Consider the following 21,664-nt stretch of genomic DNA (forward strand, 5'->3'; position numbering starts at 1 on the left):
GCAGTTGGGGTTTTGTCTTTTGGCGCGAAAAACATCCACACGTCATATCCCCCTGTGGGAGCCGGCGTTGCCGGCGAAAAGCCCTAACACCATGCTAAGGTTCCCCCAACCGCACGCACTATCGCTAACAGCAGGGGACGTGAGCGCATGGAGTCTATCTGGATCGCAGTAGCTGTCTTCATCTGCCTGCTCGCGGCAGCCCTGTTGATGATGCACCTGTACCCCAAGCTCTCTGCCCGGCACAGGGATGACGAGACCAACACCGTGGTGCGCCTGGTCGCGAACATCTTCGTGGTCATGACCTCCCTGGTGTTCGGCTTGCTGATCAACTCGGCCAAGAACACCTACGAAGGCGTCGATGCCAACTATCACGCTTACGCCACCAGCCTGATCATCTTCGACCGCACCCTCAAGACATACGGCGCCGACGCCCTCGGCACCCGTGAACATCTACTGGTCTACCTAAAGCACGCAATTGATACCCCCTACACCGGCGACCAGGCACTGCAGCATCAGAAAAGCGCAGCCGTTCAATACCTGGACAGCATCGGTGGCGCATTGGCTGCGATTTCACCGCCTGACCGTTTTCACGAAACCATGCTGTCGGATCTGCGTCAGCAGTATCACTCGATCATTGAGCAGCGTTGGAGGATCGTCGAGCAATCGGAAGGGGCAATTCCGGGGCTGCTGATCGGAATGCTGGTCGCCTGGATGACGCTTATTTTCGCCAGCTTTGGCTACCGAGCGCCGCGAAACTCAATGGTTGTCGGGATGTTCACCGTGTCAGCGTTGCTGTTGGCTGCGTCGGTGTTTTTGGTGCTCGACATGGATATGCCGTTCTCCGGCGTTATCCAGATTTCCGACCTCCCGCTGGAAAGGGCGCTGGCGGAAATGCAGCTTTAGAGCCGACTTGAGCTGAGCGGCGCTGGGAGTATTGCCTAACCCCCTGCAACCGGAAAGGCTGCGCTCGGGATCTCCCTTTCCTTCGAGTAGGAATTTTCGCGCACTACCTACGGACGTGGCTGACTGTTGGACTTGCCGACGAATTCGCTTTACTGGCGTTCCTCCAAGAACAACAAGAAGGACGCCAGCATGCCTACGCAACCCACTCCCGTCAGCCCGGTGCGCATCGCGGTCATCCAGTTCGACCCGCAGGTCGGGCTTGAGCAGTGCGACAACAACCTGTGCAAAGGCCTTGAGCTTGCCGAGCAAGCCGTCCGCGAAGGTGCGAACCTGATCGTGCTGCCTGAGTTGTGCAACACCGGCTACACCTTCACCACGCGTGTAGAAGCCTATGCCCATGCCGAGAGCCTCGAGGATGGCCCAAGCCTTCGTACCTGGGCGGCATTCGCCAGGGAGCACCAGGTCTACCTGGCGGCAGGTTTCGCTGAGCGTGATGGCCTGAAACTCTACGACAGTGCAGTACTGTTTGGCCCGGACGGCCTGCTTGGCCACTACCGCAAGGCGCATCTATGGGATCAGGAAAAGCTCTGGTTCACGCCAGGCAACCTGGGCTTCCCCGTGTTTGAAACCCCCATTGGCCGTATCGGCCTGCTGATCTGCTGGGACATCTGGTTCCCTGAAGTGCCACGGCTACTGGCCCAGCAAGGTGCGGACATCATTTGCAGCCTGAACAACTGGGTGTGGACGCCACCTCCGCTGTTCGACGCTAGCGGCAAGTGCATGGCGTCCTACCTGACCATCACGGCAGCCCACGTCAACAACGTCTACATCGCTGCCGCAAACCGTATTGGCAGCGAGCGAGGCGGGCGCTTTCTTGGTTGCTCGCTGATTGCCGGCACCAATGGCTGGCCGCTTGGCGATGTCGCGGGGCCAGAGAGCGAGTGCATCGTCTACGCCGATGTTGATCTCAGCAGCGCCCGTAGCGCACCCATCTGGAACAGCCTGAACGATCTGCCACGTGACCGACGTACTGACCTGTACGACGCAATGCTGGGCTACCACCTGCATCCTGCGTTGCCGCGCTGAGGGCGTTTGTCATGGATAAAACAATTGAACACCGCCGAGACAGTGCTGTACCGCTGCTGCTTATGTGCTTAAGCACTTCACTGCTTATCAGTGTGCTGATCGAAGTTATCAGCGGCCGCGCAGCAGGCTGGATCGGCCCTTGGCCAGACTACGCGCACATGCTCGCTCACCTGGAGGAGCCCATCGCGCGGTTACGCTGGATCATCGGCGATATCAGTGAAGTAGCCTTCTACAAGCATGAGCTACCGGCTTTAGGGTTGCTCGCAGGGGCAGGCCTGGCTCATTGGGCCAACCGAAACGGCATGCGCTGGCAGGGCTTTGCGATCTGCTATGGCACCGGCTTGTGGCCTTGGCTGGTCATCAGCTCGTGCTTGGGGCTGATGTTCAGCCACCTTTTGTGGGGCTGGACACTGGGCAACGGCACCTGGCAGCCCACTTTCGTCGCCTTTGTGTCGCTGCCTGCAGCGACCGTGCTGCTGTTTGGCGCGGGCTGGAAGGTGGCGATCAATGGGGCGCTCCTGGGCGCGCTGTTGGTGACACCGGCAAGCCTGCTGCTGGTCAATTACCTGTGTTACCCACTGCACTTGCCAGTTGTGATCGGCAATGTTGGGGGAATGGCGATTGCCAGTGTGCTGGCCTTCACGTTGTACCGCTTGACCCCGGGGCTGGTCCGCTCCGTGCCACCGTCCACTGCACCGCTGCCGGCACCTTGTGTCAGTGCGGCTGCGGATTACGGCGTCGTGTGGACCTTGCGTCGCGTACTGGCTGATTTCAGCGAGGCACCCTTCTTTGGTAACGAGTTGGCCAGTGCCGGCTTGTTGCTAGGGGCTTTGTTGGCTTATGCGATTTCACCCAGCGGGCCTGCTTATGGTTCACAACTGCTCCTGGAGATGGTCTCAGGTCAGGCGCTGGCATCGTTGATCGGCGTGTTGGTGTGGCGCAGGCAGTGGATGTGCCTTGGCTGGTATCCCACCTACATTCCGATTGTGTCCATCGTGCCGGCAGCCGTGCTGACATTGGGTGGCAGTTGGCAGGTTGTGTTGCTCAGTGCCACGCTCGGTGCGCTGACGGCACCGCCCTTGGCCGTGTTCATCAGCAACCGGCTGCCGAGCCATATGCACGGCTACATAGGCAATGTGCTGTCCATGGCGATTTGCACCTTGGTGCTGTTACCGCTGATTGGCCTGCTATGTGGAGGCGCCTGATGATCACGCCTGTTGCTATGCCGCGTCTGGCCTTTGGCGCGCTAGGCGGTACTGTCAGCATGCAGTCCGGGGACACGGAACCGGGCGTCACACCGGTGTTGTCTGGCGAAACGCTGTTGGTCGCTTTACCTCAGCTTGGAAGAATGGCGCAGATCCACGTCGAGACGTTGTGCCTGGTGCCCAGTGCGTCGCTGACGTTCATCCAACTGCTTGAGGTGCTCCGATGGGCAAAATCCCAGGTGGAGTCGGGCGCCGTGGCGGTTGTGCTCACACAGGGGACGGACACCCTGGAGGAGGTCGCGTATTTCCTTGGTTTGCTCTGGCCCTACGATGCACCGCTGATACTCACCGGGGCGATGCGTGCTGCAAGCCAGCCTGGTGCGGATGGCCCGGCCAATGTGCTCGCCGCGGTTCAGGTGACATTGGCGCAAAGCAGTCGAGGTCGCGGGGTGCAGGTGGTGATCACTGACCAGATCCATGCAGCCGAGCATGTGCGCAAGACTGACAGCCTGGCGATGGCTGCCTTCAGCTCGGCGCAGGTTGGGGTCAATGGCCTGGTGGTTGAGGGCCAACCTTGCTACGTGAGGCCTGTTGTGGCGCGTACCTTATTGCCTGAGCCCACGCGGTGGGACCACCGCGTGGCGCTGCTTGAGGCCAGCCTCGATGCCGACACGTTATTGCTGGAGCAGGTGGCCTGCGCTGGTTACGAGGGCTTGGTGATTGCGGGTTTTGGTGCCGGGCATGTGTCGCAGGCGTGGGCGCAATGGGTGCAAACCCTTGCCAGGGAAATGGCCGTCGTTATCGCCTCTCGGGCCGGCGCCGGCCCAACGGCTCTGCAAACCTATGGCTTTGCCGGCGGCGAAATCGACTTGCAGGGGAAGGGGGCGACAATGGCGGGTTTTCTCTGTCCGCGTAAGTGCCGCGTGCTGCTGTGGTTGCTGATTGGTAGCGGCATGCAACGTGAACTTAGGCATTTTTTGCAGCCAATTGCATGAATCCACTCTAAATGTAACCTGCCAAGGCGGCTGCTTGAGCTAAGGTGTCAGGAACGAAGCTGATTCGGGACGACGCCATGCACCACGTATTTCTGCAGCCTTTGAGTGAAAAGGAGATGGGCCGGCTGGACGACCTGCTGCTCAAATATGGTAACGAAAGGGCCATCCGTACCTTATCGGAACTGGATGGCTTCTTCGTTGCGCTGATCAGCTCTGCCGAGTACATCGACCCGGATGAGTGGTTGCACGAAGTGGGCGGCAGGGTGCAGAAGCTCAGGAGAGAGGCGGAGGAGGAGGCCTTCCATGCCTTGCTGATGCGCTACATGAACAGTGTCGCCAATGATCTGTTCGAGGCCTGTGAAGAGTTCGAGCCTTTGTTCGTTGCCAGCCCAACGTCGGGCGAGCCGGTGTTCGTCGTCGAGGACTGGTGTCAGGGCTATATGCGCGGCGTGTCGTTGGCCCAGTGGACCGGATTGCCGGCACCTTATTCCAAGCACCTCTCGCTCATCGCGCTGCATGGTCTGGAAAGCAACTACGCCAAGGTCCAGGCCATGAGTCCAGATGAGCACAGGGACTCTATAGACGGCGTTACGTATGCGATGCGAGCGCTGTATCGGCATTCACTGGCGCTGCGTACGGCTTAGCGTCAGCATTGTTCGCTGTTGGCGGCAACGCATTGATGATGGGGCGTTGACGAGCGCGTAGCCGGTGCGAACAATGAGTGCAATAGGCCGTTTATAGGCTTGCCAGCGAATGGGCTGGCACAGACCGCTACGCGCTCAATCGCCGGCAAGGCCGGCTCCCACAATGGTCCGGAGCATGAGTACCACTGAGGGAGCCGGCCTGGCCGGCGATGGGGCCAGAATATGTATCACCGCTCTACGCCAGGAAGCAGGCTGCCGTGCGCAACGCAGACACCCATGGAAATCGTCATGTCACCTAACAAAGCCTGTCCGGTAGTCCTTTCACACTCATCTGCACCTCGTATCCTCTTGTTCCGCCATCCGCAGGCTGGCGTGCAGCTTGTCAAAGGCACCATCGAGGCAGGTGAAGCACCGGCCCTGGCAGCCCTGCGTGAGTTGCGAGAAGAATCAGGTATCGAAACCGCCACCGTTGTCAGTGACCTGGGTTGCTGGAATGCCGAGCACCTTGATCAGGTCTGGTCATTTCACTTGTGCGAGGTAGATATACCGCTACCTGAACAATGGACCCACCAAACCCTCGATGATCACGGGCATGCGTTCGCGTTCTTCTGGGCACCTCTCGATGATTTGCCACTGGCAGAGTGTCATCCGGTCTTTCGTCGTGCACTGAAATACCTGGTGGCCGCTACGCGCCCAATCGCCGGCAAGGCCGGCTCCCACAATGGTTAGGAGTAATTAGTACTGTGGGAGCCGGCCTTGCCGGCGATTGGGCCGGTGCAGCCCTCAGATTAAATCCCGAGCAGTCGCGCAGCAGTCTGACGCCACGAGGCTGATCGCCTTTCTCGCCCCGGCGGCTTACTCAACAACTGCGGCATATCCCTAAGCCGAATCCACGGCTCGCTTTGCCAGTGCAGCAAGGCCAGTGATCGACCGGACCAATTGAGCCGGTCGACATGCGGTGCAACAGCTTTTGCCCCATCCCGACGGTCCCTCAACACTGCGACCACATCATGGGTAAGCCAATGTCGCAGCACGCGGTTTTCCGGGATGTAGTGGTGGGCCAGCACGGTGTAGGCCCCAGACTCACTGATCATCATGGTTTCCCGGTATTCGCCATAGCGCAGCAGCGTGAGAACGCGATGCTGATCCGCGTCGAGCCTGCGGATGATCTGCTCATCAAGATAACGGCCAATCAGACGGCCTAGCTCACGTGCGCAGAACCAGGCTTGGGATTCGAGCCAAAGGGCGTGAAGAGGGCGGTTGTGGCGAGTGAATAGTAGGGGGTCGTAGAGGTCAGTCATGGCTGACCTCCAAGCGGGAGTGATTAGCTAGGCGAGCCGCGTCTGCGAAAGGCCTGCGAGCGTGAGCGTCGGTAGGCATTTCTATTACCTCTATTGATGACAGTTCTCTTAGGACTGGGTGTCGGGAGCTAAGAAACCCCTCACGGAGGGCCGGACATATTCCCCTTTCGGGTCTTGTATTAGTCCACTCCCGACATAACAGAGAGTTTTGTGCGCAGAAGTAGACTACAGGCACAAAATGCCGCATCTGTCGGGAGCGGGCTCGACCGCCGTGAGAGGCGTTTCTTAGGCGCCAGAAATAAAGCTACAGGGGTTGTAACTAAGGATCAATAGTTCCCCTGTAGGCCGTTTCTGAAATTCACTCTGTCAGAGGTGCGCCCCATCATAAAAAACGGCTTGTAATTGGAGGTTAGATGGACGATATGATTTTTTGCAAGAGCGTTAAATTCTACTCGGCAAGCCGTAACGCAACCGTGATGTGCACCAACGACGCCATCGTTACTTGTGAGCTCAACTACTGTCGAACTATTTAAAGTAAAAAAATGGCCACTAATATTTTAGTGGCCATAATTAAATCAATCCCAGCTCAACGCCCCACCCGTCTGATACTCAATAACCCGCGTCTCGAAGAAGTTCTTCTCTTTCTTCAAGTCCATGATCTCGCTCATCCATGGGAACGGGTTGGTCGTACCTGGGTACTCTTCCTTCAGGCCGATCTGCGACAGGCGACGGTTGGCGATGAACTTCAGGTAGTCTTCCATCATCGCGGCGTTCATGCCCAATACACCACGTGGCATGGTGTCACGTGCGTATTCGATCTCCAGCTGAGTACCCTGCAGAATCATCTGCGAGGCCTCTTCCTTCATCTCGGCATCCCACAGGTGCGGGTTCTCGATCTTGATCTGGTTGATCACGTCGATACCGAAGTTCAAGTGCATCGACTCGTCACGCAGGATGTACTGGAACTGCTCAGCTACACCGGTCATCTTGTTGCGACGACCCATCGACAGGATCTGGGTGAAGCCGCAGTAGAAGAAGATGCCTTCCAGAACGCAGTAGTAGGCGATCAGGTTGCGCAGCAGCTCTTTGTCCGTTTCGACGGTACCGGTGTTGAACTCCGGGTCGGAGATCGCACGGGTGTAGCTCAGGCCCCAGGCGGCTTTCTTGGCGACCGATGGAATCTCGTGGTACATGTTGAAGATCTCGCCTTCATCCATGCCCAACGATTCAATGCAGTACTGGTAAGCGTGAGTGTGGATCGCCTCTTCGAAGGCCTGGCGCAGGATGTACTGGCGGCACTCCGGGTTGGTGATCAAACGGTACACGGCCAGCGCCAGGTTGTTGGCAACCAGCGAGTCAGCCGTAGAGAAGAAGCCCAGGTTGCGCATGACGATGCGACGCTCGTCATCGGTCAGGCCGTCCTGGTCTTTCCACAGGGCGATGTCCGCGGTCATGTTGACCTCTTGCGGCATCCAGTGGTTGGCACAGCCATCCAGGTACTTCTGCCACGCCCAGTCGTACTTGAACGGCACCAGCTGGTTCAAGTCGGCACGGCAGTTGATCATGCGCTTTTCGTCAACGGCAACACGGGCCGCCGAACCTTCCAGCTCAGCCAGGCCTTCAGCGATGTCGAGCTTGTCCAGGGCAGCCTTGGCGCGGATCACCGCCGCCGAGTCAGTCGAGGTCACGGCACGGGCTTCCAGCGCCGCAGCACCACCGGCGCTGTCGAGCTTGTCGATGCCGGCAGCAGCGGCTTGAGTGGCGGTGACGCCTTTGGCAGCTTCTTCGCCGTCGTCGTTTTCGAATTCGTCCCAGCTCAGCATGATAGTGAGGCTCCTGCTTGAGGGTCGCCCGCAGGCAACCGCTTGGATTTTAAAAAAGGTGATGCCTTTACTTCGCACGACCCAGAGGCAATACGGCAGCTCGGAAGACTCGCCTCCGAGACATCTTGAAGTTGTTCATTTTGCGCGTCGGGCCAATCCTGGAACCAGGGGCCGCGAACGTTGAAAACTCACCAAAACAGGCATGGCTTACGGCCTTTTTTTGGGGGGTCGGAGTATACCGGAATCATTGCCGGCCGGGGGACTCGCAACCCTCGAAAATACGTATTTTTGACCAGATATTGCTGGAGTCGTTCACGCCTTGTCGCTTGCGTTTACGGTGTGGGAGTTTAGACGAAAAATCCTACATATGGTGTAGTGCTTGTGAAAAAAACACTGCATATGGGTGTTTGTGCCCGAAGTCGTGCGCCAGATCACGCTATGGGTTTTTTCCGGCAAGGCGTTAAAACACAGGGTAGAGCGGGGGCGTGGGGCAGGGTAGCGCCGGTCGTCGATTGAGCCGCCGGCGCTGGGGTTTCACTTGGACTTTTTCAGCGTCTCGACGATGTGGGTCCGTGGGTGCTTGCGCGCCTTTTCAACGCTGGTGAAACGACCGCTTTCGGCATCGCGGCCAATCTTCCTGGTGGTGGGTTTTTTGCTCATCAGGTGTCTCCGTGGCTGGGTGAACTGCAGAACCTACAAGCTCCTCCAGCACGCCGACAGCGGATGGCATTTCCTCCACACAAACAAAGGCCGGGAATAATCCCGGCCCTTGTTCATCCAGCGCTCAGATCAAGCGCCGCTTATCACTTACTGGCAGGCTTCGCAGTCCGGCTCGTCGATCGCACAGGCTTTTGGTACCGGTGCTGGAGCGGGGGCTGCTGCTGGCGCGGCCTGCTGCGGGGCGTTGTCGCCACCGCTGGAGACGGCGTTGAGCTTGCCGGTGTTGATGGTCGACTTCTCGGTGCTGGTTGCAGCCAGGGCACGGAGGTAGTAGGTGGTTTTCAGACCACGGTACCAGGCCATGCGGTAGGTCACGTCCAGCTTCTTGCCCGAAGCGCCGGCGATGTACAGGTTCAGCGACTGCGCCTGGTCGATCCACTTCTGGCGACGGCTGGCAGCGTCAACGATCCACTTGGTGTCAACTTCGAACGCAGTGGCGTACAGGTCTTTCAGCTCTTGCGGGATACGCTCGATCTGCTGCACGGAACCGTCGTAGTACTTCAGGTCGTTGATCATGACCGAGTCCCACAGGCCACGGGCCTTCAGGTCGTGGACCAGGTACGGGTTGATCACGGTGAACTCGCCCGACAGGTTCGATTTCACGTACAGGTTCTGGTAAGTCGGCTCGATCGACTGCGATACGCCAGTGATGTTGGCGATGGTTGCGGTCGGCGCGATGGCCATGATGTTCGAGTTGCGAATGCCTTTCTGTACACGGGCACGTACTGGCGCCCAGTCCAGGGATTCGTTCAGGTCGACATCGATGTACTTCTGGCCACGGGCTTCGATCAGGATCTGTTGCGAGTCCAGCGGCAGGATGCCCTTGGACCACAGCGAACCCTGGAAGGTCTCGTAGGCGCCACGCTCGTCGGCCAGGTCACAGGAAGCCTGGATGGCGAAGTAGCTGACCGCTTCCATCGATTTGTCGGCGAACTCGACCGCAGCGTCCGAACCGTACGGGATGTGCTGCAGGTACAGCGCGTCCTGGAAGCCCATGATGCCCAGGCCGACCGGGCGGTGCTTGAGGTTCGAGTTGCGCGCTTGCGGCACCGAGTAGTAGTTGATGTCGATCACGTTGTCGAGCATGCGCACGGCGGTGTTCACGGTGCGTTGCAGCTTGGTGGTGTCCAGCTTGCCATCGACGATGTGGTTCGGCAGGTTGATCGAGCCCAGGTTGCAGACCGCGATCTCGTCCTTGTTGGTGTTCAGGGTGATCTCGGTGCACAGGTTCGAGCTGTGGACCACGCCCACGTGCTGCTGCGGGCTACGCAGGTTGCACGGGTCCTTGAAGGTCAACCATGGGTGGCCGGTTTCGAACAGCATCGAAAGCATCTTGCGCCACAGGTCTTTGGCCTGGACGGTCTTGAATACCTTGATCTTGTTGTACTCGGTCAGGGCTTCGTAGTACTCGTAACGCTCTTCGAAGGCCTTGCCGGTCAGGTCGTGCAGGTCTGGCACTTCCGATGGCGAGAACAGGGTCCACTTGCCGTCATCGAAGACACGCTTCATGAACAGGTCAGGGATCCAGTTGGCAGTGTTCATGTCGTGGGTACGACGACGGTCATCACCGGTGTTCTTGCGCAGCTCGATGAATTCTTCGATGTCCAGGTGCCAGGTTTCCAGGTAGGCACAGACCGCGCCTTTGCGCTTGCCACCCTGGTTGACCGCAACGGCGGTGTCGTTGACCACTTTGAGGAACGGAACCACGCCCTGGGACTTGCCGTTGGTGCCCTTGATGTAGGAGCCCAGTGCACGTACAGGGGTCCAGTCGTTGCCCAGGCCGCCAGCGAATTTGGACAACATGGCGTTGTCGTGAATCGCGTGGTAGATGCCCGACAGGTCATCCGGCACGGTGGTCAGGTAGCAGCTCGACAGCTGTGGACGCAGGGTACCGGCGTTGAACAGGGTCGGGGTCGACGACATGTAGTCGAAGGACGACAGCAGGTTGTAGAACTCGATCGCGCGAGCTTCCTTGTCCTGCTCTTCCAGCGCCAGGCCCATGGCCACACGCATGAAGAACACCTGCGGCAGCTCGAAACGCACGCCATCCTTGTGGATGAAGTAACGGTCGTAGAGGGTCTGCAGGCCCAGGTAGGTGAACTGCTGGTCGCGCTCGTGGTTGATCGCCTGGCCCAGACGCTCCAGGTCGAAGGCCGCCAGGGCCGGGTTCAGCAGCTCGAACTCAACGCCTTTGGCGATGTAGGCCGGCAGGGCCTTGGCGTACAGCTCAGCCATCTCGTGGTGGGTGGCGCTGTCGGCCACGCCGAGGAAGCCCAGGCCTTCGGCACGCAGGGTGTCCATCAGCAGGCGGGCGGTAACGAACGAGTAGTTCGGCTCACGCTCGACCAGGGTACGGGCGGTCATCACCAGGGCGGTGTTGACGTCCTTCATGGCGACGCCGTCGTAGAGGTTCTTCAGGGTTTCGCGCTGGATCAGCTCGCCATCGACTTCGGCCAGGCCTTCGCAGGCTTCGCTGATGATGGTGTTCAGGCGGTTCATGTCCAGCGGCGTCAGGCTGCCGTCGGCCAGGGTGATGCGGATGCTTGGGTGCGGTTGCACGGCGTCATCGGCCGGGGCGCGGGTGGCACGCTCCTTGGCACGCTGGTCACGGTAGATCACGTAGTCGCGAGCAACCTTCTGCTCGCCGGCACGCATCAGGGCCAGTTCGACCTGGTCCTGGATTTCTTCGATATGGATGGTGCCACCGGACGGCATGCGACGCTTGAAGGTCGCGGTGACCTGCTCGGTCAGGCGGGCAACGGTGTCGTGGATGCGCGACGAGGCGGCAGCGGTGCCGCCCTCAACTGCGAGGAACGCCTTGGTGATGGCTACGGTGATCTTGTCGTCGGTGTAGGCGACGACAGTGCCATTGCGCTTGATCACGCGCAGTTGGCCAGGGGCGGTAGCAGCCAGATCCTGATTCGAATCGGCGGCCTGCGGCGCCTTGGCCTGCGGGTTCTCGCGAGTTGTGTCGGTTTGCATGGGTGTCTCCACGTTCTCTAAGTTTGTTGAGGCGCCTGGTGGGCGCCAACCGTTCCGTCCGAAAGCTCGACAACCATCCCGGGGGCACGGAACACCACAAGGGCTCGTGCGCCGACCGGGTCGGGCATACCTACTTCGGGACAGTTCAGGAGTAAGGGGCAATCGCTTGCCGCTCCCTGGCCGAAGTCAAAGGCTCCAGGCCCCCAGGCCTGAAACTGTTGCGGTACCGTGTGCGGCATTTGCCTGCAACACCCGTACCCGAAACAAGGCCCACTCAGGGCTTGCAACGTTCGCCTCCGCAGGAGCGGTTTGGCTGCTGAATTCTTCTAAAGTTCAAGCAAAAAAAGCACCGTCTGAGGGCTTGAGTTTGATGCTTGACTTGTGCTTGGGTTTTTGATGAAACCCCAACATGTAGTGTTTTGCTGCGATGGGGATACAAGATAATGCGGTATTGGGGCTATTGCAAGATGGCGCTCTGTGGATAACTTGTGGGTAGTTTGTGTGTGTTTTGCCTGCAGCCCTTGTAGGCCGCGTCCCACCGCCATTTATGCTTTTTTGTGTCCGAAAATCCCCTTCGGCAGATTTTTGCGGGCGCGAACCCTATCACAAAAAAACCTGATCTCCGAACCGAATCTGGCCTGCGCTTTTCCATCCCCGGCAGCGGTTGGCAGGGCGGGGTGCGCGTCGTAGTATCCGGGGCCGATGTTGCCCTTTGGTGAAAGGGTGACACTGGCCTTTCATCTATACACAACAACAGGCCCAGCCGAGGTGATCCGTGGAACAGCAGCGCAGTCAGGTTTTGATCGTCGAGGATGACGAGCGGCTCGCCGAGCTGACCCGCGAGTACCTGCAAGCCAATGGCTTTGATGTGGCGGTGGAGGGCGACGGCGCCAAGGCCGCCGCGCGGATCATCGGCGAGCAGCCGGACCTGGTGATCCTCGACCTGATGTTGCCCGGTGAAGACGGCCTGAGCATCTGTCGCAAGGTGCGCAACGACTACCCCGGGCCGATCCTCATGCTCACCGCGCGCAGCGACGACCTCGACCAGGTGCAGGGCCTGGACATGGGCGCCGATGATTACGTGTGCAAGCCGGTACGCCCGCGCCTGTTGCTGGCGCGGATCAACGCCTTGCTGCGCCGTAGCGATGCCCCGGTGCTCGGCAATGAGCGCCAGAGCCTGCAATTTGGCCCGCTGCGGGTCGACAACACCTTGCGTGAGGCCTGGCTGGGCGAGCAGGGCATCGAGCTGACCAGCGCTGAATTCGACCTGCTCTGGCTGCTGGTCAGCAATGCCGGGCGGGTGCTGTCCCGCGAGGAGATCTTCACCTCGCTGCGTGGCGTGGGCTACGACGGCCAGGACCGCTCCATCGACGTGCGCATTTCGCGCATCCGCCCCAAAATAGGCGACGACCCGATCCACCCGCGCATGATCAAGACCCTGCGCAGCAAGGGCTACCTGTTCGTTCGCGAGGCCGCCGAGGCCCTGGGCCAGCCTGAATGAATTCGATCTTCCTGCGTATCTATGGCGGCATGCTCGCCGCGCTAGTGCTGGTGGCCGTGCTCGGCGTGCTCAGCCTGCACCTGCTCAACGAAGTGCGCGCCGGCCAGTACCGCGAACGGCTGGCCCACGGCACCTTTACCTTGATGGCTGACAACCTGGCGCTGATGAATGGCGTGGAGCGCACCCGTGCGCTGGCGATCTGGGAGCGCCTGCTGGGCATTCCGCTGGACCTGCAGCCCATCGAGCAGGCCGCACTCGATGGCAGCCAGCGCAGCCAGTTGCAGCGTGGCCAGGTGTTGGTCGAGCGCACTGGCCCGCATGCCGCGAAGGTCATGCGTCAGGTGCGCGGGCAGAGCCTGCTGCTGACCGGCGAGGTGCAGCAGATCAGCGAGCAGTTGGCACGCGCGACCATCTACCTGCTGGTGGATGAGTTGGTGCGCTACCCGGTCGGCGAGCAACCCAGGCGCCTTGAGGCGTTGAAGCAGGACAAGGGCTTCGGCTTCGAGCTGCGCCTGCTCGGCCTGGGCGAGACCGACATGGACGATGACCAGCGCCGTCGGGTCGATGAGGGCGACACGGTGATGGCCCTGGGCAAGGACGGTGACTCGATCCGCGTGTTTGCCGGCATGGTCGGCACGCCGTGGGTGCTCGAGGTCGGCCCGCTGTACCAGATGAACCCTTATCCGCCACAGATGCTGGTGCTGATCGCCGCGCTCGGGTTGTGCCTGATCGGTTTGATTGTCTACCTGCTGGTGCGCCAACTGGAGTGGCGTTTGTCCGGCCTTGAAGCGGCCGCCACACAGATCGCCCAGGGCAGCCTGGACACCCGAGTGGAGGCGGACGACGCCGACTCGGTCGGGCGCCTGGCTGAGGCCTTCAACGGCATGGCCGAGCACTTGCAGCGCTCCCTGACCATCCAGCGCGAACTGGTGCGGGCGGTGTCCCACGAGCTGCGCACGCCGGTGGCGCGTTTGCGCTTCGGGCTGGAGATGATCGCCAGCGCCAGCAGCGAGCCGGCCCGCGAGAAATACCTGGCCGGCATGGACAACGACATCCAGGACCTCGACAAACTGGTCGACGAGATGCTGACTTACGCTCGCCTGGAGCAGGGCGCACCGGCCTTGCACTTCGAACGGGTCGACCTGGACGCCTTGCTCGACCAGGTGATCGAGGAACTCTCGCCCCTGCGCCGCGAAGTGCGGGTGGTGCGCGGGCCCTGCCAGGGCAGCGAGTTGGGGGCGTGGGTCGAGGCCGAGCCGCGCTACCTGCATCGGGCCCTGCAAAACCTGGTCAGCAACGCCATGCGTCATGCCGAGGGACAGGTTGCGCTGAGCTATCACCTGGGGCAGGAACGTTGCCGCATTGACGTCGAGGACGATGGCCCGGGAATTCCGGAAACCGAATGGGGGCGGATCTTCACGCCCTTCACCCGCCTGGACAACAGCCGCACCCGCGCCTCGGGTGGGCATGGCCTGGGGCTGTCGATCGTGCGGCGGATCATCTATTGGCACGAGGGCCGGGCCCTGGTGGGCAAGAGCGAGCGCCTGGGCGGTGCCTGTTTCAGCCTGAGCTGGCCGCGGGAGCAAGAGCAGGAGCAGGCCGGGTCATGACCCTGGACGAGTTGTTGCAGCCGGCGCGCTTTCAGCCATTGCTGCTGGCGCTGTACGGGCCTGAGCTGATGCCGGCGCAGTTGCCGGTGCTGGTCTCGCAATGGTCCAAGTATTACTTCGCTATGCTCTGGCAGGCAGCCTCGGCCGGGCAGGTGCCGGCCCGCTTTGATGCTGTGACGGTCGAGCTGGATGCGCGTGGCCTGCCGGTCACGTTCATGGCGGCGCAGGCGCCGTACTGCGCTTCGTTCAGCGATGTGCTGGAGCAGCATGTGCGGCCGCTGATAGCGCGGCTGGCGCTGCTGGGGCAATTACCGGCAGCCGTGCTGTGGGGCAATGCCGGCGACTATCTGGAGCAGCAACTGAAGGATGACCCGCAGGCGCGCGCCTTGCTCACATCGGCGCACAGCCCGCTGTTTGAAGCCGTGCGCTATGAGGCTGAGGGTCGTCGACGGCGACGCACCTGCTGCCTGAGCTACAAGGTGGCGTGGGTGGGGTACTGCGAGCACTGCCCGTTGCTGTCAGGTACTGACCAGGCTCAATAGCTGGTCGCCGTTGAGCACGAACTGGCCTTCCAGCTCCCGGCCGTGTTGCCAGTCGGCGGACAGGTCGGTGAGCAGGCGCAGGCGCGCGTGGCCATCGGCGGACCACTCCAGCAATTCGGCGTGCTCGAAGTAGAAGCGCTGGCGCACGAGGGGGAACAGCGCTTTGAACAGGCTCTCTTTCAGCGAGAAGGTCAAGGTTACCGTCAGCCCGACCTGGGCGGGGTCCATGCGTTGTAGTTCGGCTGCGGTGAGGATCTCCCGCGCCAGGCGCTCGGCGCGTTCATCCGTGAGCAGGCTTTCCTGATCGATGCCGATGCCCTGGCAATCGCTGCTGTGGGCGACCACGGCGGCGGCCCAGCCTTTGCCGTGGGTGATCGAGCCGCTGATGCCGGTGGGCCAGACGGGCGCACGTTCGTCGTCGGTGCCGGGTACGTAGATGCGCCCGTCCAGGCGCTGCAAGGCGGCGCGGGCGCAGACGCGGCCAGCGAGGTATTCGGCCTGGCGCTTGGCGACGGAGCGTTGCAGGCTGGCGGTCTGCTCGATGGCGGCGCGTTGGAAGTCGTCGGCGGCGAGGGCGGCGGGGTCGAACGGGCAACTGACCAGCACCGCACCGGGAATTGGGCGGGGCAGGGGCCAGTGGTGCTGGAGCGGGGCGCAGCAGGCAGGGTGTTGGTTCATGGGCGCTATTGTGCCGTGGATAGCCGGCCGTTTGAAAGGCTTGCCGGCGATCGCTCGGGTCGCCGCAACGCTGCTGCCATGTAGCCGCTGCCGTAAGGCTGCGCTCGCCTGCATGGCAGGCGTAGCCTTTGGGAGCCCTCACGGGCTCCAGCGCAGCCTGTCGGCAGCGGCTACAAAATAGGTGTGCGATGCAGCGCCCTATTGGGCAAACACCTTCTTCAGAAACGCCTGCATATCCGCCCACGAACTCTCGTCTGCCGCCTTGTTGTAGCCAATATCCGGCCCGCCATGTTCGCCATGGCTCAGGCGGTCGGCGTCCGGGTTGGTGAAGCTGTGCTTGGCCCCTTGGATGGTGACGAACTCGTACGACGCCCCGGCCGCATCCATCTCCTGCTTGAACGCCTGCACCTGATCGGGCGTCACCACGCTGTCGCTGGCGCCATGCTCCACCAGGATCCGGGTTTTCACGCTACCTGGTGTCGCCGGATTATTGGTCACCAGCGGACCATGGAAGCTCACCACCCCGGCCAGCTCCTTGCCCCGCCGGGCTGCATCCAGCACCACTTTGCCGCCGAAACAGTAGCCAATTGCGGCGATGCGCTGGTCATCGGTCTGTGGTTGCTCCCTGAGCATCTTCACGCCCCGGTCGAAGCGGCGCTTGGCGGTCTTCGGGTCCTGCAGCGCCGCCTTCATGTAGCCCATTGCATCCTCAGGGTGCTCGGTATTCTTGCCATCGCCATACATGTCGATGGCAAAGGCCGCATAGCCCAACGCCGCCAAGTCCCGGGCACGGCGCTTGGCGTAGTCGTTCAGGCCCCAGAACTCATGCACCACGACCACCCCGGGTCGCTCGCCGGAAAGCGCATCGTCGTAGGCGTAGTAGCCGACCATGCGCTGGCCTTCGGACTCATAGACGATCTCGCGCGTCTGTACTGCCGCCTGTGCAAGGCCGGCAGCCATCATCAACAGCAAAGACAGCAATAAACGCATGGTCGGTACTCCTGTGTGCGAGGCGATGCATTCGTTCAGCCCAGGTTCAGCCGGGGTTCAGCGGCGGTTCAGGGCGGCCTGCTTACTCTAGCTGCCAGACAAACACCGTGCCTCAAACTGGAGTACACACTGATGAAAAGCCTCAAACCCCTCCTGCTGGCCATTACCGTGTTCGGCGCAAGCTCCCTGGCCATGGCGGACGACGGCACGTTCGCCGGCCTGACGTATGGTCAGACCAGCGACAAAGTGAAAAAGTCCGGCCTGCTCAGCAGCAACCCCGACCACGCGACCGGCAACACCAACAGCATCATCAACAAGGACGGCACCTGGGGCGTACGCCTTGGTCAGTACAACGATCAGGGCCGCTACTACCTCACCTACGACAACGTCTCCAACAGCCACAACGGCCTGAAGCTGCGCCAGGAAAACCTGCTCGGCAGCTATGACCTGTTCTACCCGGTCGGCAGCAGCACCAAGCTGTTCGGTGGCGCCAGCGCCGGTATCACCAAGCTCAGCCAGGAATCCTCCGGCTACAGCCGCGACACCGATGTCGGCTACGCCGTCGGCCTGCAGGCCGGGGTGCTGCAGAAAGTCACCGACAACACCTCGGTCGAGCTGGGCTACCGTTACCTGCGTACCAACGCGGCCACCGAATTGGCTGAACACGGCGGCGACAAACTCGGTACCCTGCGCCTGAGCAGCAGCGCGCAGACGTACCTCTCCGCCAACTACACGTTCTGACGTTAGCGACGTACGCAGGGCCGGCCGTGTTTGCGGCCGGTTCGCTATTATTCTGCCCAGGCCACCGAAGGCCCGGGCGCAGTGAAGGGAGGAGCCTATGAAGCTGTTGGTGGTCGAGGATGAAGCGCTGTTGCGCCACCATCTGAAAACACGCCTGACCGAAACCGGCCACGTGGTCGAGGCCGTCGCCGACGCCGAGGAGGCCCTTTACCAGGTCGGGCAATTCAACTTCGACCTGGCGGTGGTCGACCTCGGCCTGCCGGGCATGGGCGGGCTGGACCTGATCCGCCAACTGCGCAGCATCGACAAGACTTTCCCGATCCTCATCCTGACCGCCCGTGGCAACTGGCAGGACAAGGTCGAAGGCCTGGCCACCGGCGCCGACGACTATGTGGTCAAGCCGTTCCAGTTCGAAGAGCTGGAGGCACGGCTGAATGCCTTGCTGCGCCGCTCCAGCGGCTTCACCCAGTCGACCATCATTGCCGGCCCGCTGGTACTGGACATCAACCGCAAGCAGGCCACGCTCGACGAGCAGCCGCTGGCGCTGACTGCCTACGAATACCGCATCCTCGAGTACCTCATGCGTCATCACCAGCAGGTGGTGGCCAAGGACCGCTTGATGGAGCAACTCTACCCTGACGATGACGAGCGCGATCCGAACGTGATTGAAGTGCTGGTCGGTCGCCTGCGGCGCAAGCTGGAGGGCGACAACGGCTTCAAGCCGATCGACACCGTGCGTGGCCTGGGCTACCTGTTCACCGAGCGCTGCCGATGATCCGCTCCCTGCGGGTGCGCCTGATGCTCGCCGCCTTTGTGCTGGCGCTGCTGTTCATGCTGGCGCTGCTGCCGGCCTTGCAGAAGGCCTTCAGCCTGGCCTTGCAGGAATCGATCGAAAAGCGCCTGGCCTCGGACGTGACCACGCTGATTTCCGCGGCGCGCATCGAGAACAATCGCCTGGAAATGCCCGAGCTGCTGCCGGACGAGAAATTCAACCTGCCCGACAGCCGCTTGCTCGGCTACATCTATGACCGTGAAGGCAACCTGGTGTGGCGCTCGCGGGCGACCGCCGAAGAGAACATCAACTACACCCCGCGCTACGACGGGCGTGGCAGCGAGTTCGCGCGCATCCACCAGGGCAACGGCGAGGAGTTCTTCGTCTATGACGTCGAGGTCAAGCTGCTGGGTGGCAAGAGCGCGGCGTTCAGCATTGTCGCGCTGCAACCGGTACGCGAATACAAGCAGACCCTCGATGGCCTGCGCGAAAAGCTCTACCTGGGCTTCAGCGCCGCCTTGCTGGTGTTGCTGCTGTTGCTCTGGGCCGGGTTGACCTGGAGCCTGCGTTCGTTGCGCCAGTTGAGCGTGGAGCTGGACGATGTCGAGTCGGGTGCCCGCGATGGCCTGAGCGGCGAGCACCCGCGTGAGCTGCTGCGCCTGACCCATTCGTTGAACCGCCTGCTGCGCAGCGAGCGCGAGCAGCGTGGACGTTATCGCGACTCCCTCGATGACCTGGCGCACAGCCTGAAAACCCCCTTGGCGGTGCTGCAAGGGGTCAGCGAAAGCATGGCCCAGCGTCGTGAAGACCGCGAACAGGCGCGGGTGCTGCAAGCGCAGATCGAGCGCATGAGCCAGCAGATCGATTACCAGCTGCAACGCGCCAGCCTGCGCAAGAGCGGCCTGGTGCGCCACCGGGTGCAACTGCAACCCTTGCTCGACAGCCTGTGCAGCACCCTGGCCAAGGTTTATCGCGACAAGACCGTGCACGTCAGCTTTGCCGTACCGGCTGGCGCCGTAGTGCCGATGGAGCAGGGCGCGCTGCTCGAACTGCTCGGCAACCTGCTGGAGAACGCCTATCGGTTGTGCCTGGCACAGGTGCGCATCAGCCTGCTGACCCACAACGGCTCGCTGGAGCTGTGCATCGAGGACGACGGCCCGGGCGTTCCGCCCGACCAGCGCGAGCGCATCCTGCAACGCGGCGAGCGCCTGGACCGGCAATACCCGGGGCAGGGCATCGGCCTGGCGGTGGTCAAGGACATCATCGACAGCTACGACGCCACCCTCACCCTCGACGACTCCCCCCTGGGCGGTGCGGCGTTCCGCATCCGCTTCCCCTTCGAGTAACCGCGCCGCTGCCCGGCGGCCCTACATCGGCTCCAATCAAGTAGGCGGATTACCGCCAACACCGTAGGAATTATTACGGTGTTGGGCGGAAATCCGCCATTTGTCCTTGGGGCTGTGCCATGTATTCGTGCATTCCTACCCCGTAAACAGGCGAGTCGCACAAGAAAAGCGCACGTTGGCATCGGGCTTGCTATTGACCTTGCAGAGTCCTGCCAGGCAGCTCGACACAACAAATCCCTCCAAATGCAGGAGGGTTCGCGCTTTAGGCACCCGACACTCCTAGGAAGGAGATGGCACGGTGCACTTGAGGAATAAGCCATGACGACGCGTCAGCCACTGTACAAAACGCTGTATTTCCAGGTAATCGTCGCGATTACCATCGGTATTCTGCTGGGTCACTACTACCCTGAAACCGGCCAGGCCTTGAAGCCGCTGGGTGACGGGTTCGTCAAACTGATCAAGATGGTCATCGCCCCGATCATCTTCTGTACCGTGGTCAGCGGTATCGCCGGCATGCAGAACATGAAGTCGGTCGGCAAGACCGGCGGCTACGCGTTGCTGTACTTCGAAATCGTTTCCACCCTGGCACTGATCATCGGCCTGGTCGTGGTCAACGTGGTTGAACCGGGCGTCGGCATGCACATCGACGTCAGCACCCTGAACGCCAACAGCGTGGCTGCCTATGCCGCCGCTGGCGCGCAGCAGACCACCATCGGCTTCCTGCTCAACATCATCCCGAACACCGTGGTCGGTGCCTTCGCCAACGGCGACATCCTGCAAGTGCTGATGTTCTCGGTGGTCTTCGGCTTCGCCCTGCACCGCCTGGGTGCCTACGGCAAGCCGCTGCTGGACCTGATCGACCGCTTCGCCCATGTCATGTTCAACATCATCAACATGATCATGAAGCTGGCGCCAATCGGTGCGTTCGGTGCAATGGCCTTCACCATCGGCCAATACGGCGTGGGTTCGCTGGTGCAACTGGGCCAGCTGATGATCTGCTTCTACGTGACCTGCCTGGTGTTCATCCTGGTGGTGCTCGGTGGTATCGCCCGCGCCCACGGTTTCAGCGTGCTGAAGCTGATCCGCTACATCCGTGAAGAGCTGATGATCGTGCTGGGCACCTCGTCTTCCGAGTCGGCGCTGCCGCGCATGCTGGTGAAGATGGAGCGCCTGGGTGCGAAGAAATCGGTAGTGGGTCTGGTGATCCCGACCGGTTACTCGTTCAACCTCGACGGTACTTCGATCTACCTGACCATGGCTGCCGTGTTCATCGCCCAGGCGACTGACACCACCATGGACATCACCCACCAGATCACCCTGTTGCTGGTGCTGCTGGTTGCCTCCAAAGGCGCTGCGGGCGTGACCGGTAGTGGCTTCATCGTGCTGGCGGCAACCCTGTCGGCGGTAGGTCACCTGCCGGTGGCGGGCCTGGCGCTGATCCTTGGTATCGACCGCTTCATGTCCGAAGCTCGTGCGCTGACCAACCTGGTCGGTAACGCCGTGGCTACCGTGGTAGTGGCCAAGTGGGTCAAGGAACTGGACGAAGACAAGTTGCACAGCGAGTTGAACTCCGGTGGTTCGCCGCTGCTGGACACCCGTCCGACCGACGACCTGGGCGTGGCGGAAGGTCCTGCCCGCTAAGCGTTGCTTGAGTTCAAAGAGGCCCCACCGGGCCTGCGATATCCTCACCGTCCCTGGCCCTCGCGGCCTCGGACGGTGATCCGCCTACACCCCCCGCCGCCCGTCCATCGCACCACTTCCTGAACATAACGCCGCCAGTGCGCTTCTCTGCACAAAGAAACTGCAGGTTTCTGCGTGACGGATT

Annotated in this window: 19 protein-coding genes; 13 read left to right on the plus strand and 6 right to left on the minus strand. The window is 61.4% G+C overall.

The window, feature by feature from the left end; genetic code table 11:
• The first annotated feature begins 147 nt into the window (after positions 1-147).
• From M5G11_RS13590 to M5G11_RS13615, 6 genes are all read left to right on the plus strand, one after another.
• Positions 148-903 (plus strand): bestrophin-like domain, encoded by a 756-nt coding sequence (locus M5G11_RS13590; RefSeq protein WP_273925291.1) that lies wholly within the window; start codon positions 148-150, stop codon positions 901-903.
• A 189-nt stretch (positions 904-1,092) separates the two neighbouring features.
• A complete protein-coding gene (locus M5G11_RS13595; RefSeq protein WP_273925292.1) occupies positions 1,093-1,989 on the plus strand; it encodes a nitrilase family protein in 897 nt (298 codons plus the stop codon).
• Positions 1,990-2,000: 11 nt separating this feature from the next.
• Entirely contained in the window at positions 2,001-3,194 is a 1,194-nt protein-coding gene (locus tag M5G11_RS13600) for a hypothetical protein (RefSeq protein ID WP_273925293.1), read from the plus strand.
• Positions 3,194-4,189, plus strand: coding sequence for an asparaginase (locus M5G11_RS13605; RefSeq protein ID WP_273914087.1), 996 nt, complete (start codon positions 3,194-3,196; stop codon positions 4,187-4,189). The genes M5G11_RS13600 and M5G11_RS13605 overlap by 1 nt, the downstream gene beginning before the upstream one ends.
• A gap of 77 nt (positions 4,190-4,266) precedes the next feature.
• Positions 4,267-4,833 (plus strand): UPF0149 family protein, encoded by a 567-nt coding sequence (locus M5G11_RS13610; RefSeq protein WP_273914088.1) that lies wholly within the window; start codon positions 4,267-4,269, stop codon positions 4,831-4,833.
• A 288-nt stretch (positions 4,834-5,121) separates the two neighbouring features.
• A complete protein-coding gene (locus tag M5G11_RS13615) occupies positions 5,122-5,562 on the plus strand; it encodes an NUDIX hydrolase (protein ID WP_273925296.1) in 441 nt (146 codons plus the stop codon).
• Positions 5,563-5,621: 59 nt separating this feature from the next.
• On the opposite strand, the gene M5G11_RS13620 is transcribed toward M5G11_RS13615, so the two are convergent.
• The 4 genes from M5G11_RS13620 to M5G11_RS13635 all read right to left on the minus strand — a co-directional run bounded on the left by M5G11_RS13620 (position 5,622) and on the right by M5G11_RS13635 (position 11,659).
• Positions 5,622-6,134: a BRO-N domain-containing protein gene (locus tag M5G11_RS13620; protein ID WP_273912567.1), complete on the minus strand. Its 513-nt coding sequence runs from the start codon at positions 6,132-6,134 to the stop codon at positions 5,622-5,624.
• Positions 6,135-6,709: 575 nt separating this feature from the next.
• On the minus strand, positions 6,710-7,957 hold the full coding sequence (locus M5G11_RS13625) for a ribonucleotide-diphosphate reductase subunit beta (RefSeq protein ID WP_273912568.1): 1,248 nt from the start codon (positions 7,955-7,957) through the stop codon (positions 6,710-6,712).
• Positions 7,958-8,491: 534 nt separating this feature from the next.
• Positions 8,492-8,617, minus strand: coding sequence for a hypothetical protein (locus M5G11_RS13630; RefSeq protein WP_273912569.1), 126 nt, complete (start codon positions 8,615-8,617; stop codon positions 8,492-8,494).
• Between the two features lie 147 nt (positions 8,618-8,764).
• Positions 8,765-11,659, minus strand: coding sequence for a ribonucleoside-diphosphate reductase subunit alpha (locus M5G11_RS13635; RefSeq protein ID WP_273912570.1), 2,895 nt, complete (start codon positions 11,657-11,659; stop codon positions 8,765-8,767).
• Positions 11,660-12,434: 775 nt separating this feature from the next.
• Between M5G11_RS13635 and M5G11_RS13640 the strand changes: the two genes are divergently transcribed.
• Genes M5G11_RS13640 through fhuF form a run of 3 tightly spaced genes read left to right on the plus strand, consistent with a single transcriptional unit; the run spans position 12,435 to position 15,312 of the window.
• Positions 12,435-13,160 (plus strand): response regulator, encoded by a 726-nt coding sequence (locus M5G11_RS13640; protein WP_273912571.1) that lies wholly within the window; start codon positions 12,435-12,437, stop codon positions 13,158-13,160.
• Positions 13,157-14,770, plus strand: coding sequence for an ATP-binding protein (locus tag M5G11_RS13645; RefSeq protein WP_273912572.1), 1,614 nt, complete (start codon positions 13,157-13,159; stop codon positions 14,768-14,770). The genes M5G11_RS13640 and M5G11_RS13645 overlap by 4 nt, the downstream gene beginning before the upstream one ends.
• Positions 14,716-15,312 (plus strand): siderophore-iron reductase FhuF, encoded by a 597-nt coding sequence (gene fhuF / locus M5G11_RS13650; RefSeq protein WP_420793889.1) that lies wholly within the window; start codon positions 14,716-14,718, stop codon positions 15,310-15,312. The genes M5G11_RS13645 and fhuF overlap by 55 nt, the downstream gene beginning before the upstream one ends.
• On the opposite strand, the gene M5G11_RS13655 is transcribed toward fhuF, so the two are convergent.
• Positions 15,289-15,990 carry a 4'-phosphopantetheinyl transferase family protein gene (locus M5G11_RS13655; RefSeq protein WP_273925295.1) on the minus strand — a complete coding sequence of 234 codons (702 nt, stop codon included), beginning with the start codon at positions 15,988-15,990 and terminating at the stop codon, positions 15,289-15,291. The genes fhuF and M5G11_RS13655 overlap by 24 nt on opposite strands.
• A 198-nt stretch (positions 15,991-16,188) precedes the next feature.
• Positions 16,189-16,980, minus strand: a complete 792-nt coding sequence (locus M5G11_RS13660) for a dienelactone hydrolase family protein (protein ID WP_273910965.1) — start codon at positions 16,978-16,980, stop codon at positions 16,189-16,191.
• A gap of 132 nt (positions 16,981-17,112) precedes the next feature.
• Here M5G11_RS13660 and M5G11_RS13665 point away from each other — a divergent pair, with 132 nt between their 5' ends.
• From M5G11_RS13665 to M5G11_RS13680, 4 genes are all read left to right on the plus strand, one after another.
• The gene (locus tag M5G11_RS13665) at positions 17,113-17,721 is read left to right on the plus strand and encodes a hypothetical protein (RefSeq protein ID WP_273910966.1); all 609 of its coding nucleotides are present in this window, start codon (positions 17,113-17,115) and stop codon (positions 17,719-17,721) included.
• A gap of 97 nt (positions 17,722-17,818) precedes the next feature.
• Positions 17,819-18,496 (plus strand): response regulator, encoded by a 678-nt coding sequence (locus tag M5G11_RS13670; RefSeq protein ID WP_273910967.1) that lies wholly within the window; start codon positions 17,819-17,821, stop codon positions 18,494-18,496.
• Positions 18,493-19,839 carry an ATP-binding protein gene (locus M5G11_RS13675; protein WP_273910968.1) on the plus strand — a complete coding sequence of 449 codons (1,347 nt, stop codon included), beginning with the start codon at positions 18,493-18,495 and terminating at the stop codon, positions 19,837-19,839. Before M5G11_RS13670 ends, M5G11_RS13675 begins: the two co-directional genes overlap by 4 nt.
• A 318-nt stretch (positions 19,840-20,157) precedes the next feature.
• The gene (locus tag M5G11_RS13680; RefSeq protein ID WP_273910969.1) at positions 20,158-21,480 is read left to right on the plus strand and encodes a dicarboxylate/amino acid:cation symporter; all 1,323 of its coding nucleotides are present in this window, start codon (positions 20,158-20,160) and stop codon (positions 21,478-21,480) included.
• Positions 21,481-21,664: the final 184 nt, after the last annotated feature.

This window comes from Pseudomonas fontis (assembly GCF_028656955.1).
In the GTDB taxonomy this organism is placed as follows: Bacteria; Pseudomonadota; Gammaproteobacteria; order Pseudomonadales; family Pseudomonadaceae; genus Aquipseudomonas; species Aquipseudomonas fontis.

Bases quoted from the DNA above. Each gene is read 5' to 3' on its own strand.
- M5G11_RS13625 (WP_273912568.1), bottom strand. From the start codon at position 7,957: ATGCTGAGCTGGGACGAATTCGAAAACGACGACGGCGAAGAAGCTGCC.
- M5G11_RS13610 (WP_273914088.1), top strand. From the start codon at position 4,267: ATGCACCACGTATTTCTGCAGCCTTTGAGTGAAAAGGAGATGGGCCGG.
- M5G11_RS13605 (WP_273914087.1), top strand. From the start codon at position 3,194: ATGATCACGCCTGTTGCTATGCCGCGTCTGGCCTTTGGCGCGCTAGGC.
- M5G11_RS13680 (WP_273910969.1), top strand. From the start codon at position 20,158: ATGACGACGCGTCAGCCACTGTACAAAACGCTGTATTTCCAGGTAATC.
- M5G11_RS13665 (WP_273910966.1), top strand. From the start codon at position 17,113: ATGAAAAGCCTCAAACCCCTCCTGCTGGCCATTACCGTGTTCGGCGCA.
- M5G11_RS13630 (WP_273912569.1), bottom strand. From the start codon at position 8,617: ATGAGCAAAAAACCCACCACCAGGAAGATTGGCCGCGATGCCGAAAGC.
- M5G11_RS13645 (WP_273912572.1), top strand. From the start codon at position 13,157: ATGAATTCGATCTTCCTGCGTATCTATGGCGGCATGCTCGCCGCGCTA.
- M5G11_RS13670 (WP_273910967.1), top strand. From the start codon at position 17,819: ATGAAGCTGTTGGTGGTCGAGGATGAAGCGCTGTTGCGCCACCATCTG.
- M5G11_RS13590 (WP_273925291.1), top strand. From the start codon at position 148: ATGGAGTCTATCTGGATCGCAGTAGCTGTCTTCATCTGCCTGCTCGCG.
- M5G11_RS13635 (WP_273912570.1), bottom strand. From the start codon at position 11,659: ATGCAAACCGACACAACTCGCGAGAACCCGCAGGCCAAGGCGCCGCAG.
- M5G11_RS13655 (WP_273925295.1), bottom strand. From the start codon at position 15,990: ATGAACCAACACCCTGCCTGCTGCGCCCCGCTCCAGCACCACTGGCCC.
- M5G11_RS13600 (WP_273925293.1), top strand. From the start codon at position 2,001: ATGGATAAAACAATTGAACACCGCCGAGACAGTGCTGTACCGCTGCTG.
- M5G11_RS13595 (WP_273925292.1), top strand. From the start codon at position 1,093: ATGCCTACGCAACCCACTCCCGTCAGCCCGGTGCGCATCGCGGTCATC.
- M5G11_RS13675 (WP_273910968.1), top strand. From the start codon at position 18,493: ATGATCCGCTCCCTGCGGGTGCGCCTGATGCTCGCCGCCTTTGTGCTG.
- M5G11_RS13615 (WP_273925296.1), top strand. From the start codon at position 5,122: ATGTCACCTAACAAAGCCTGTCCGGTAGTCCTTTCACACTCATCTGCA.
- M5G11_RS13620 (WP_273912567.1), bottom strand. From the start codon at position 6,134: ATGACTGACCTCTACGACCCCCTACTATTCACTCGCCACAACCGCCCT.
- M5G11_RS13660 (WP_273910965.1), bottom strand. From the start codon at position 16,980: ATGCGTTTATTGCTGTCTTTGCTGTTGATGATGGCTGCCGGCCTTGCA.